We start from the raw sequence: 12694 nt of genomic DNA, 5'->3' as shown, positions 1-12694 counted from the left end.
TTTCTGGTGCAATCTGTAATATAGGCGCAAATGCAGCATCTGAAAGGGCTGAATATGCGCGCGCCGATTTCTGTGATTATTCCGACGCTCAATGCCGCCGACAGCCTGCCTGCGTGTTTGGGCAGCCTTGGTGCGGGGCTTGAAGCGGGGCTGATCCGCGAGCTGATCGTTTCTGACGGCGGCTCATCGGATACAACCAAGAAAATCGCAGACGCGGCAGGTGCTACCTGGGTTGACGGCAAGGCGGGGCGCGGGGCGCAAATAGCGCGCGGTGTCGCTGCCGCCCAAGGAGATTGGTTGTTGGTTTTACATGCCGACACCTTGCTTGACACGGGCTGGGCAAATGCCGTGTTGCAGCATTTGAGCAATGTCGAGCTGGCTGGATATTTCCAGCTGCGCTTTGATCAGGCTGGTCGTGCGGCTGAGATTGTTGCGGCCTGGGCGAACCTGCGGTCGCATATGTTCGGGCTGCCCTATGGCGACCAAGCCCTGCTGATTTCGGCGGATCTGCTCAAACAGGTTGGTGGCTATCCGGCCCTTCCGCTTATGGAGGATGTGGCGATGGCGCGCAAACTGCGCGGCCAGCTTAAAGCGCTGCCTGTCAGCGCCGAAACAAGCGCGCAGAGATACGTGACAGAAGGCTGGATCCGTCGCGGCGCGAAGAACCTCGTGCTGCTCCTGCGCTACCTTTGCGGCGCCGACCCTGAGATGCTAGCGCAACGCTATCGGCGGTCGGGCCAGAAGTCTTGAACTGGAGTTCATGTAAACGCGCGTAAGCTCCGTTTTGTGCCAGCAGTTCTTCGTGGCGCCCCTCTTCGACAACTGCGCCTTGTTCCATAACCACGATTTTGTCAGCATCACGCACCGTCGAAAGGCGATGCGCAATCACCAGTGTCGTGCGTCCTTTTGACAAGCTTTCAAGTGCAGCCTGCACAACGGCTTCGCTCTCGGCATCAAGCGCCGATGTTGCCTCGTCCAGCAGCAAAACAGGCGTGTCACGCAGCAAGGCACGTGCGATGGCCACGCGCTGACGTTGCCCGCCCGACAGGCTTGAGCCGCGCGGGCCGACTTGAGTTTCGAGCCCATTGGCAAGTTGCGGTAAAAAGTCTGTGACATGTGCAGCTTCGAGCACCTCTTGCAGGCGCGCTTCCGTAACATCGGTGCGGCCCAACAGAAGGTTTTCGCGCAGGCTTTCGTCAAACAACGCGGCATCCTGACTGACCACTGAGAACAAGCCGCGAAGGTCTTCCAGCTTCATATCAGCTGTGGCGACCGTGCCGATCTCGGCGCTACCGGATGAGGGATCAACCAGCCGCGTGAGCAGGTTGAACACAGTTGACTTACCCGCGCCTGACGCGCCGACGAGGGCTGTGGTTTTGCCCGCTTCGGCCGTAAAGCTCGCGCCGCGCAAAACTTCTGTGTCGCCGTAGGACAGGCGCACATCTTTGAGGGCGATCTCTGGCACACCGTTGGGCGCGGGCTTGGGTTTGGAAGGAGAGACCAGTGTTGGCTGCATTTCCAGCAGCTCGCGCAGACGTTCGATGCCTGCTGCCGCCATCTGCCAGCGCCCGCTAACCGCTCCGATACGACGGAGAGGCTCAAAGGCAAAGCCGATCGCGGTGAAAAATGACATGAACTGTCCGACGCTTTTCTCTCCGGAGATGATCTCGGAGCCGCCGTAAACCAGCACGCCGACAAACCCGAGGCCCGACATGATGTCGATCAGCCCGGGGATGATTGCACCGCCGGCATTGGCACGCACTTCGGCTTTCACGAGATCATCGGTCAGCGCAGAGTATTGGCGGCTTTGGTAGCTTTCCAAACGGTTGAGCTTTACAGGGACGATGCCGTGAAAAACTTCGTCAAGGCGCGTAGCCAGCTTAGCACCAAGGTCGCGGGCTTCACGCGAGCGGGCCCGCACAAATTTCTGCGCCAGTTGCGCAGGTGCCAGCACCAAAGGTGCGCCGATCAGGGCAACGAGTGTCCATTTCCAGTCAACTGAAATGGCGACGCCCATCAGCACGATCAGCGTGACAGCGTCGCGGCCAGCGCCCATCACCAGTGCGCGCCAGCCTTCGTTGATAGAAATCACATCGGCCTGCACACGCTGGATAAGAAATCCGGGTGGATGTGTCTGGTGAAAGGCACCGTCTTGTTTCATCAGATGCGAGAGCAAATCCGTGCGCAGGGCGGCGGCCATTTTCTGCATGATATAGGCCAACGTGATTTTCTGTCCGACGGCGGCAAAGGCGCGCGCTCCAAAGATGCAAAAGATAGCCAAAGCGACATAACGTATCGCACCTTCGTTCCCTTCGATAAAAACAGTGTCAAACATCGGCCGCATGATGAAGCTCAGCGCACCAAGCATCGAACCTTCGATGATCATGAACAGCAATGCAAGGGTGAGGTATGGCCAGAAGCGACTCAGGTAATTGCGCCAGAGCCACTTAAAAAGCCCTTGGTCATGAGTGGGGCTTTGGGGCGTGTCATTGCTCATTTGGCACTCGCAGTCGTTTCCATCGTTCCGGTTTAATTGAGGGGGGGCTGACTGGCAAGTTATCTGGCGTGCTCTGTGGTGTTTGCGAAGGTTGACGCCGCGTATCCTGGGTATAATGTCGGGCAAAACACGCACAAGGAAATGCGCTATGAGCAAGCACGGCGGACGTGAGCAACTGTCAATTCCCGGCCCATCGGTGATGCCTGAAGCTGTGCTGCGTGCCATGCATCGAGCCTCGCCAAACATCTATGAGGGCGAGCTTATCAATATGATGGATGGCATCACTGCCGGACTAAAACGTGTGGCGCGCACAAAGCAAGGCGTTGCGATTTACATAGGCAACGGGCACGGCGCATGGGAAGCGGCTCTGAGCAATGTTGTGGGCGAGGGCGACCATGTTTTGGGCTTGTTCAACGGCCGGTTCGGCGAAGGCTGGGCTGAAATGGCTACTGGCCTTGGAGCTGTTGTCGAGAAACTCGACTTTGGCAAGAAAGCACCCGTTGACGCATCCAAGCTTGAAGCGGCGCTGAAAGCCGACACGCAGGGGCGTATCAAAGCGGTGCTCTGCACCCATACCGACACCTCAACCTCGATCAGAAACGACATCGAGATGATCCGCGCGGCAATGACTGCCAGCGGGCATGACGCCTTGCTGATGGTCGATTGTATTGCCTCTCTGGGCTGTGATCGTTTTGAGATGGACGCTTGGGGTGTTGATGTTGCGGTGGCCGCGTCTCAAAAGGGGTTGATGGTGCCTGCAGGGGTCAGCTTTGTTTTCATCAGTGACAAAGCCGCCGCGCGGCGTGCCGAGATGAAACGTGTCAGCCGCTATTGGGACTGGGCGCCGCGTGCCAACCCCGAGATGTTCTTTCAGTATTTCGGAGGCACTGCGCCGACCCATCATTTGTACGGGCTACGCACTGCATTGGGGATGCTTGAGGAGGAAGGCATGGAGGCTGTCTGGGCGCGCCATGAGAAACTGGCAAACGCTGTCTGGGCGGCTTGTGAGGCATGGGGCGCAGACGGGCCGTTGAAGATGAATGTTGCAAGCCCTGCTCAGCGGTCGTGCGCTGTCACGGCGTTACATGTCGGTCAACCGCACGGGCTGAACCTGCGGCGCTGGTGCGAGCAAAACGCAGGTGTCACTCTGGGCATCGGCCTTGGCATGTCGACGGACGAAGACCCGAAAGGCGAGGGCTTTTTTCGCATTGGTCACATGGGGCATGTGAACCCGCAGATGATCATGGCAACGCTTGGCAGCATGGAGACAGCATTTGAGGCCCACAAAGTGCCGCGCGGTGCGGGGGCGCTTGATGCGGCCGTCAAAGTGCTAGCGAGCAGCGGCGCGTAGGCGCTTGTTGAACGTGGCTGTTGCCTTGACATATGCGCTATCAAGCAACTCCAAACAGGATGCAAAACTCGCTTCTGACGGGTTCAGAATGCTGACCCAACTCATCCAGCCATAAACGGGATGGGGCGTGAGGCTGTCGAGCGCTATAAAATCCCAGGGGCCATGAACATGACCGCCTTTGGTCGGGCGCGCTGGTGGATTGCCAAAGCGCGCTTCAAACAGCGGCCGCGTCGCACCGATGTTCAGCCGGAAGACACCTTCGCGATCAAGCTCTGAGGCCTGGTCATGGTCACCGTTCTTTTCTTTGATGGTCGCAAAATACGCGCCACGCTTGAAGGTGTTGTCAGGATTGTAAAACAGAGTTGTTTCGCCCCATGCGGGTGTCGAAACCGTGCCCGCGTAACGAGCCAGCAAGTCGGTCAATATGGTCTCGGGTGACATCAGCTTTCCATCCAGATCGTAACTGGCCCATCGTTTGTGAGGCTGACTTTCATGTCGGCACCAAAACGCCCTGTCTGAGTGCCTATGCCGAGCGACGCGAGCTGTGCCGCGAAATACTCATAGAGCTTTTCGCCCTCATCGGGAGGTGCGGCAGCTGAAAAGCCTGGCCTGTTGCCACGTGATGTATCGGCCGCGAGCGTGAACTGGCTCACAACCAGAGCCTCTCCGCCGACGTCGCTCACCGAACGGTTCATTTTGCCGGCATCATCGGTGAATATCCGCAGTTTTGATATCTTGAGCGCAAGTCTGTCTGCATCAGCTTCGGTGTCGCCCTGCATGGCGCAAACCAGCACCAGCAAGCCTTTGCCGCAGGCTCCGACGCATGCGCCATCAACCCGGACTTCGGCCTGACTTACCCTTTGTAACAAAACTCTCATGCGGGCCTCCTTTGTTGCCGATAAATGCAAAGCACTTGAGCGAGGTCAAGGTGCAACCGCTGCACTGCGGCTACTATGGCTCAAGTTTTGAAAACAGGAGAACGCGCGATGACCAAAGAAGCCACATCAACCAACAATCCAACTGTCGAAGAAGTGCGCCGCGCCTTTGAAAACGGCGTTTACCCTTATACTGACAAACTCGGCCGCAAGGACTATGAAACGCAGAAAGCCGCGCTGCAGGCCGAGCTTTTGAAGGTGCAGCACTGGGCGCAGGAAACCGGCCAGAAGTTTGTCATGTTGTTTGAGGGTCGTGATGCGGCGGGCAAAGGCGGCACGATCAAGCGCTTCACCGAGCACCTGAACCCACGAACAGCCCGCGTTGTTGCGCTGAACAAACCGAGCGACGAAGAACGCGGCCAGTGGTATTTCCAACGCTACATCCAGCACCTGCCGACTGAAGGCGAAATGGTGCTTTATGACCGTTCGTGGTATAACCGCGCTGGCGTTGAGCGGGTGATGGGGTTTTGCGAACCTTCTGAATACCTCGAGTTTATGCGCCAAACGCCTGAGTATGAACGTATGCTGACTCGCTCTGGAATACGGCTTTACAAATACTGGTTTTCCGTCACCCAAGACGAGCAACGCTCGCGTTTCAAGAGCCGCGAAAGCGACCCTTTGAAGCAGTGGAAACTCAGCCCGATAGACAAGGCCAGCTTGGGCAAGTGGGACGACTACACCGAAGCCAAGGAAGCGATGTTCTTTTACACCGACACCGCCGATGCGCCCTGGACCGTGGTTAAATCAAACGACAAAAAGCGCGCGCGGCTGGCTTGCATGCGGCATTTTCTGGCGAGCCTTGATTATCCGGGCAAAGATGCTGAACTTATCGGCCAGCCTGATCCACTGATCTGCTCAAGCGCCAATCACGTTATTCATCGGTCCGATCATATTCTAGGATCAGCCTTGCACCCTGAGCAACGCCGCGGCAAGAGCTGAACCTGCGGCCAAAACCTGCCGCAATTGTGGAGCGCTGATTGCAGCCTTCACAATTGCCATCTATGAGTAAAGCCATGAGACTTTTCGTAATCATCTTCATGTGTCTGGCGACGCCACTTCGGGCGCATCCGCATGTGTTTATTGATACGGGGCTTAAGCTCGTGGTGAGCGACAACGGAGAGATCACCGGTGTCGAAGTCAGCTGGAAATACGATGCGCTCTATTCACTTCTGGTGCTGGAGGACATGGAGCTAGATGACGACTTTGACGGCAAGTTAACCGCGGCTGAACTGGCAAAGCTCAACGGCTTTGATATGCAATGGATAGCCGGTTACGAGGGCGATCTGTTTGTTTTTGACGGCGGCAAAAAGCTCACTTTGGGCGCACCGAACAACCTCGGAACCAGCTTTGAAGACGGGCAGATCACCACGCGGCACTATCGTGATATTGCTGAGGCTGGCAATGCGCTGCGCCTCAAAGCGTATGATCCGACATATTACACCCAATACGAGGTGTTCGACGCGATCGAGCTGCCCGAATTTTGCACAGCAGAGGTTATCAAGGCTGATTTGAACACCGCGCGCGCGATGGCCCTGGCGGCAAACGCCAATGAAGCGACTGACCCGAACATGGCCTTTCCCGAAGTGGGCGAGGCCTTTGCCGATGAGATTAGGGTCGTATGCGAAGGGCTTTGAACCTGAGCTTCCTTGGCGCTTTGGCGGCGCTCGCTGTCGTCGCTGTCTGGCTCTGGGGGTTTGGCGGCGCGGCGGTTCTTTCGGCATGGGCGGCTGATGGCCAACGCGATGTGCAAAACGCGATGGCGCATTTGTTGCGTGCTCTAAAGGGCGGCGAAGCAGGGGCTTTGGCTGGCTTGATGGGGCTTTGCTTTGCCTACGGGTTTTTCCACGCCGCAGGGCCGGGGCACGGCAAGGTTCTGATCGGCGGATACGGCGCGGCGCGCAAAATACCTTTGGTTCGACTGTCGGTATTGGCAGTGCTTTCAAGCCTTGCGCAAGCGCTGAGCGCGGTGCTCTTGGTTTATGCCGGCGTGTTCCTTTTGGGCCTGACCCGCGAAAGCATGACAGGGCTGGCCGAAGATTGGGCCGCTCCGGCATCCTACGTTGCGATTGCGCTTGTGGGCCTGTGGTTGGCCCTGCGTGGTGCGCGCAAGCTTTGGCGAGAGCGAGCCCACACCATTCAACACGAGCATGACGGGCACCATACTCACGATGATGGCAGTTGCTCTTGCGGACACAAGCACGGGCCGACCATAGATGAGGCTGCCGAGATTCACGGGCTTCGCGATGCCTTGCTGCTAATTGGCGCTGTGGCGATACGCCCCTGCACGGGGGCACTGTTCTTGCTGATCCTGACGTGGCGCTTGGGCCTTGATTGGGCCGGTATTGCTGGAGCATTTGTCATGGGGCTGGGAACAGCCAGCGTGACAGTCAGTGTAGCATTCATCGCCGTGTTCTTTCGCTCGAGCCTTATGGCGCAGGCAGGTGACGGCAAGGCAGCGTTAAAGCTTTCGGCGCTGATCGAGCTGGCCGCGGGGGCACTGATCATGCTCGCGGCGCTTTCGCTACTTTGATGCTTCGATAAGGGCGGCAGGCAAGGCATTTGCAAAGGCTGCAAGGTCATCCTCGGTGCCGCAACTGATGCGGATGCAGCGGTTTTGCGGAGCGACAAAGGGCATCCGCACAAACACGCCACGCGCCACCAGCCCGTCAAGCACTGCCTTGGCAAACGCGCCGTCGCGCCCACAGTCAACCGCAACAAAGTTGGTTGCCGAAGGCAGAGTTGTAAGGCCGTTATCTTCAGCGATTTGCGTGATTTTTAGCCGCGCCTGCGCAACATGGACGAGCGTTTGTGACAGATACTCTTGATCGGCCAACGCCGCCAAAGCACCGGCTTGGCTGGCGCGGTTCATGCCAAAGTGATTGCGGATTTTGTTGAAGGCCATGATCAACTCGGGCGCACCGAGGGCATATCCTACCCGCGCTCCGGCCATACCGTAGGCCTTTGAGAATGTGCGCATTCTGATGACCCGCGGGTCGTTGATATCAACGTCCGCAGCCGTGCCCTCCGGCGCGAACTCGACATAGGCCTCGTCGAGCACCAGCAAGCAACCCTCGGGCAGATCATCAAGTGCAGCGACGATGTCAGCACCCTTGCACCAAGTGGCCATAGGATTATCGGGGTTGGCGAAGTAGATCATCTTGGCGTTGACTTCATGCGCCTTGGCGATGAGCGCAGGCAGGTCTTCGCAATCGTCCTTGTAGGGTAGCTTGTGCAGCACCCCGCCAAAGCCTGCGACATGATAGTTGAACGTCGGATAGGCCCCGTCGGAGGTGACCACAGCGTCACCTTCTTCAATCAAGAGCCGTGCAAGGTAGCCTAGCAACCCGTCGATGCCCTCGCCAACCATGATGTTGTCGGGAGTGATGCTCAGATGCTTGGCCAGAGCGTGGCGCAGGGCGTGGTTTTCAGAATCACCATATTGCCAGATGCCGCCCAGGGCCTCCTGCATAGCGGTGATCGCCTTGGGCGAAGGGCCAAAGACGTTCTCATTGGCGCCGATGCGGGCGTCAAACGGCTTGCCCATTGCGCGTTCGGCGGCTTCGGGGCCGACAAACGGCACAGTTGCAGGAAGGCTTTCTGCCAGTTTTGTATAGCGAGGATATGTCATAGCGCGAGTTAACCCATTGCGGCCAAGCGGAGCAAGCCCTTGAAAACAAGCGCTGAGTAATTACATGAGAGTCACTCGCAACAGGAGGGTCACTCATGGCCAAACTTACACGCCGAGGCTTTATTGCCAGTGCCGCTGCGGCTGGCACGGTGCGCAGCCTACCGACAATCGCGTCAAGGGCCGGTGGCCGCCGCATCTTGACGCTGGTCTACGACAAATCCCTCGGGATGATGCGCGCCGTCGAGAGGCTTGTGCCTTAACGTTACGCTTTTCTGACTTGGCCCCGCACGCTAGGCTCCCCGCCAACAGATAGGAGCCAGCCATGACCCGCGTTACCACCGAAATCAAAGATCATATCGCCTTTGTCACGCTCACCCGCGCCGACAAGATGAACGGCGTTGACCAAGCTATGGGCGAGGGGTTGATCAATGCCGCGCATGCCTTGCAGGACAATGACGACATCCGCGCTGTTGTGCTGTCGGGCGACGGCCGCGCCTTTTGTGCAGGGCTTGATGTGAGCAGCTTTGCGACGCTCGCGGGCGGTAATCCTGAAGAGATCGTGATGCCGCGCACCCATGGCAACGCCAACTTCTACCAAGAGATCGTGCTGGCTTGGCGGCGCTTGCCTGTGCCGGTGATCGCCGCTTTGCACGGCGTGTCCTACGGTGCTGGCTTTCAACTTTGCTCGGCGGCCGACATGCGCATCGCGCACCCCGAAACCAAGCTCTCGATCATGGAAATGAAGTGGGGCCTCGTGCCTGACATGGGCGGCATGGCGCTTTGGCCTGCCTACCTGCGCTCTGATGTGATCCGCCAGATGACTTACACGGCCGAACCTGTTGACGCGGTGCAAGGGCTTGCTTGGGGGCTGGTGACAGAGCTGTCCGAGACTCCCTTGGAGCGTGCCACCGAGCTTGCGACATTGATTGCCTCCAAGAGCCCCTCTGCCGTGCGTGCAGCTAAACGCCTGATCGAAACCGTTGAAAGCGGTGTTGATGAAGACGCTGTGCTTATGGCCGAAAGCCGCGAGCAGACTGACTTGATCGGCAAGCCGCATCAGATGGAAGTTGTCATGGCCAACATGCAAAAGCGTGCGCCGAACTTCGGTTAGTGGCGCAAGGGCCAAGGCGAGCTTTCTCCCTTTTCCTTTCGCCTCACTTTGGGTAGACCTCGCGAAAGCGAAATTCAGCCCGAAGGCAGATGATCATGGCGATGGAAAAGACATTTAACGCAAGTGAAGCCGAGCCGCGCCTCACCAAGATGTGGGAAGAGGCAGGCGCTTTTCGCGCAGGTGCCAACCGTTCGCGCGACGAGAGCTTTACCATCATGATCCCGCCACCGAACGTGACCGGCGCTTTGCACGTTGGCCATGCCTTCAACAACACCCTGCAAGATATCCTCATCCGCTGGCACCGCATGCGCGGCTTTGACACGCTCTGGCAACCGGGCCAGGACCACGCAGGCATTGCAACGCAGATGCAGGTTGAGAAGATGCTCGCCGCGACGCAGCAGCCCAAACGCACCGAGCTTGGGCGGCAGAAATTCCTTGAGAAAGTCTGGGAGTGGAAGGGCGAATACGGCGGCACGATTGTCGGCCAGCTCAAGCGTCTTGGCTGTTCGTGTGACTGGGAGCGCAACGCTTTCACTATGGCCGGAGCCGAGGGTGATCCGGGCATTGGCCACGAGAACTCGGCCAACTTCCATGACGCCGTGATCAAGGTTTTTGTCGAGATGTATGAGCAGGGGCTCATCTATCGCGGCAAACGTTTGGTCAACTGGGACCCGCATTTTGAAACTGCGATCTCTGACCTTGAAGTCGAGAACATCGAGACACCCGGCCATATGTGGCACTTCAAGTATCCGCTGGCTGGCGGCGCGACATATACCTATGTCGAGAAGGACGAAGACGGCAACGTGACGCTCACGGAAGAGCGCGATTATATTTCTATCGCCACCACCCGCCCTGAGACTATGCTGGGTGATGGTGCGGTTGCTGTGCACCCTGATGACACGCGCTATGCGCCAATTGTTGGCAAGCTCTGCGAGATCCCTGTTGGGCCAAAAGAACACCGCCGCCTGATCCCGATCATCACCGACGAATACCCTGACATGGCCTTCGGTTCAGGCGCGGTAAAGATCACCGGCGCGCATGACTTCAACGACTACGAAGTCGCCAAGCGCGGCGGCATTCCGATGTATCGCCTGATGGACACCAAAGGCGCTATGCGCGCTGACGGTGTGCCATATGGCGAGGCATCAGCTCTTGCGCAGGCCCACGCGAACGGGGCCGAATTTACCGAGCAAAGCGTTGAAGAGATTAACCTTGTGCCTGACGACTTGCGCGGGCTTGACCGCTTTGAAGCGCGAAAACGTGTTGTTGATCAGATCACCTCCGAGGGCCTTGCTGTGATGACCACAGTAGAAACCAAAGATGATGAAGGCGAAGTTAACACGCAGATCGTGCCCTATGTTGAGAACAAGCCGATCATGCAGCCGTTTGGTGACCGCTCAAAAGTTGTCATCGAGCCGATGCTGACTGACCAGTGGTTTGTTGACGCTGCAAAAGTCGTTGATCCGGCGCTTGAAGCGGTGCGCTCGGGCGAGATCAAGATCATGCCTGAGAGTGGCGAGAAAACCTACTACCACTGGCTCGAGAACATCGAGCCTTGGTGCATCTCCCGCCAGCTCTGGTGGGGGCATCAGATCCCGGTTTGGTATCTTCCAGGTGAGGACGACTGGCTGCCAATCTGTGCAGCTACGGAAGCTGAAGCGCTGGAAATTGCTAAGAGCCGTTTTGTCGATGGCATGAGCTTTCGCATCGTTGAGAACGCTCAAGAAGCTGCCGAAGTTTTGCAAGCAACCATCAACGAGATGGACACACAAGACGAGGGCACGATCCGCACGTTTGAAGCACCGCAGGTTATTCCGATGTTCCGCGACCCCGACGTGCTCGACACATGGTTCTCTTCGGGGCTCTGGCCTATCGGCACTTTGGGCTGGCCGGAAGACACCGACGAGATGAAGCGCTACTTCCCGACCGATGTTTTGATCACTGGTCAGGACATCCTGTTCTTCTGGGTGGCGCGGATGATTATGATGCAAAAAGCCGTGGTAAAACAGGCGCCGTTCCACACGGTTTATCTGCACCAGCTCGTGCGCGACGAGAAGGGCAAGAAGATGTCCAAGACCACGGGCAACGTGATTGATCCGCTTGAAATTGTTGATGAATTTGGCGCCGATGCTTTGCGGTTTACCAATGCGCAAATGGCGGCGCTGGGTGGGGTTTTGAAGCTGAGCAAGCAGAAGATCACAGGCTACCGGAACTTCACCACCAAGCTCTGGAATGCGGCGCGGTTTGCGGAAATGCATGAGGCTATTGGCAGTGATGGAAGCTTGCCGACAGCCACGGCGACGGCGAATAAGTGGATCATCGGCGAGACGGGTAAGGTGCGCGAGGTCGTTGACGCAGCGCTTGAGGCCTACCGTTTTAACGACGCCGCCAATGCGCTTTATGCCTTTGTTTGGGGCAAGGTTTGCGACTGGTATGTCGAGTTCTCCAAGCCGCTTTTGATGGATGCCGATGAGGCCACGAAGGCCGAAACACGGGCTGTTATGGCGTGGGTTATTGACCAATGCGTGGTGCTTTTACACCCGATCATGCCCTTCATCACCGAAGAGCTTTGGGGCACTTTGGGCGAACGTCAGAAGATACTGGCGCATACCGACTGGCCGACTTATGGCACTGATCTTGTTGATGAAAATGCTGACAGCGAGATGAACTGGGTGATCGGGTTGATCGAGGAAGTGCGCTCGGTTCGCGCCCAGATGCATGTGCCGGCTGGTGCAAAAGTCGAAGTCGTTGTGCGCAACATGGGTGACGCGGCGCGCGCGGCTTTTGAAGGCAATGAAGCGCTGATCAAAAAGCTGGCACGCATCGAAGTGCTGACCGAGGTTGACGACTTCCCCAAAGGCACGGCGGCGCTGGGTATTACCGGGGCCGAGTTCGGCTTGCCGCTGGCCGATATCATCGACGTTGACGCCGAAAAAGCCCGCCTTGAGAAGAGCTTAGGCAAACTCGCCAAAGAGATCGGCGGGATGAAGGGGCGGCTTGGAAACCCCAAGTTTGTGGCCTCGGCACCTGATGAGGTTGTTGAAGAAACCCGTGCGAACCTTGCGGAACGCGAGGAAGAAGAGAGCTTGATGAAAGCGGCTTTGACGCGATTGGCCGAGATTTAACCAAGTTTTTCTGTTTGAAAACAACGTATAACACAAGTGCGCAAGCT

At 57.6% G+C, this 12694-nt stretch carries 11 protein-coding genes and 1 pseudogene; 8 read left to right on the top strand and 4 right to left on the bottom strand.

Annotated elements, in window-relative coordinates:
• Positions 1-30: 30 nt before the first annotated feature.
• Positions 31-666 (top strand): annotated as a pseudogene (locus tag KO498_RS09100) (TIGR04283 family arsenosugar biosynthesis glycosyltransferase); the annotation flags it as partial.
• Here KO498_RS09100 and KO498_RS09095 read toward each other — a convergent pair.
• On the bottom strand, positions 602-2497 hold the full coding sequence (locus KO498_RS09095; RefSeq protein WP_252731355.1) for an ABC transporter ATP-binding protein: 1896 nt from the start codon (positions 2495-2497) through the stop codon (positions 602-604). The pseudogene KO498_RS09100 and the gene KO498_RS09095 overlap by 65 nt on opposite strands.
• A 148-nt stretch (positions 2498-2645) precedes the next feature.
• Between KO498_RS09095 and KO498_RS09090 the strand changes: the two genes are divergently transcribed.
• Positions 2646-3848: a pyridoxal-phosphate-dependent aminotransferase family protein gene (locus KO498_RS09090; protein WP_215959595.1), complete on the top strand. Its 1203-nt coding sequence runs from the start codon at positions 2646-2648 to the stop codon at positions 3846-3848.
• On the opposite strand, the gene KO498_RS09085 is transcribed toward KO498_RS09090, so the two are convergent.
• Both KO498_RS09085 and dtd read right to left on the bottom strand, forming a co-directional pair.
• Positions 3828-4289: a DUF6194 family protein gene (locus tag KO498_RS09085; RefSeq protein WP_215959594.1), complete on the bottom strand. Its 462-nt coding sequence runs from the start codon at positions 4287-4289 to the stop codon at positions 3828-3830. The two genes, KO498_RS09090 and KO498_RS09085, sit on opposite strands and share 21 nt — an antisense overlap.
• On the bottom strand, positions 4289-4726 hold the full coding sequence (gene dtd, locus KO498_RS09080) for a D-aminoacyl-tRNA deacylase (RefSeq protein ID WP_215959593.1): 438 nt from the start codon (positions 4724-4726) through the stop codon (positions 4289-4291). The genes KO498_RS09085 and dtd overlap by 1 nt, the downstream gene beginning before the upstream one ends.
• A gap of 108 nt (positions 4727-4834) precedes the next feature.
• Here dtd and ppk2 point away from each other — a divergent pair, with 108 nt between their 5' ends.
• The 3 genes from ppk2 (at position 4835) to KO498_RS09065 (ending at position 7313) form a co-directional block, all read left to right on the top strand.
• On the top strand, positions 4835-5722 hold the full coding sequence (ppk2, locus tag KO498_RS09075) for a polyphosphate kinase 2 (RefSeq protein ID WP_252731354.1): 888 nt from the start codon (positions 4835-4837) through the stop codon (positions 5720-5722).
• 74 nt (positions 5723-5796) lie between these two features.
• Positions 5797-6417: a DUF1007 family protein gene (locus KO498_RS09070; RefSeq protein ID WP_215959591.1), complete on the top strand. Its 621-nt coding sequence runs from the start codon at positions 5797-5799 to the stop codon at positions 6415-6417.
• Positions 6402-7313, top strand: a complete 912-nt coding sequence (locus KO498_RS09065; RefSeq protein WP_215959590.1) for a nickel/cobalt transporter — start codon at positions 6402-6404, stop codon at positions 7311-7313. The genes KO498_RS09070 and KO498_RS09065 overlap by 16 nt, the downstream gene beginning before the upstream one ends.
• On the opposite strand, the gene KO498_RS09060 is transcribed toward KO498_RS09065, so the two are convergent.
• Positions 7305-8411: a pyridoxal phosphate-dependent aminotransferase gene (locus KO498_RS09060; RefSeq protein ID WP_215959589.1), complete on the bottom strand. Its 1107-nt coding sequence runs from the start codon at positions 8409-8411 to the stop codon at positions 7305-7307. The two genes, KO498_RS09065 and KO498_RS09060, sit on opposite strands and share 9 nt — an antisense overlap.
• A gap of 95 nt (positions 8412-8506) precedes the next feature.
• On the opposite strand from KO498_RS09060, the gene KO498_RS09055 reads away from it, so the two are divergent.
• From KO498_RS09055 to KO498_RS09045, 3 genes are all read left to right on the top strand, one after another.
• Positions 8507-8671, top strand: a complete 165-nt coding sequence (locus KO498_RS09055; protein WP_215959588.1) for a Tat pathway signal protein — start codon at positions 8507-8509, stop codon at positions 8669-8671.
• A gap of 62 nt (positions 8672-8733) precedes the next feature.
• Complete coding sequence (locus KO498_RS09050; RefSeq protein WP_215959587.1) at positions 8734-9522, top strand: crotonase/enoyl-CoA hydratase family protein; 789 nt, start codon at positions 8734-8736, stop codon at positions 9520-9522.
• 95 nt (positions 9523-9617) lie between these two features.
• The gene (locus KO498_RS09045; RefSeq protein WP_215959586.1) at positions 9618-12647 is read left to right on the top strand and encodes a valine--tRNA ligase; all 3030 of its coding nucleotides are present in this window, start codon (positions 9618-9620) and stop codon (positions 12645-12647) included.
• Positions 12648-12694 lie beyond the last annotated feature (47 nt).

Source organism: Lentibacter algarum (genome assembly GCF_018860975.1).
GTDB classification, from domain to species: domain Bacteria; phylum Pseudomonadota; class Alphaproteobacteria; order Rhodobacterales; family Rhodobacteraceae; genus Lentibacter; species Lentibacter algarum_A.
Note: the sequence above shows the minus strand (reverse complement) of the source record. Positions and strands in the feature narration are given on the sequence as shown.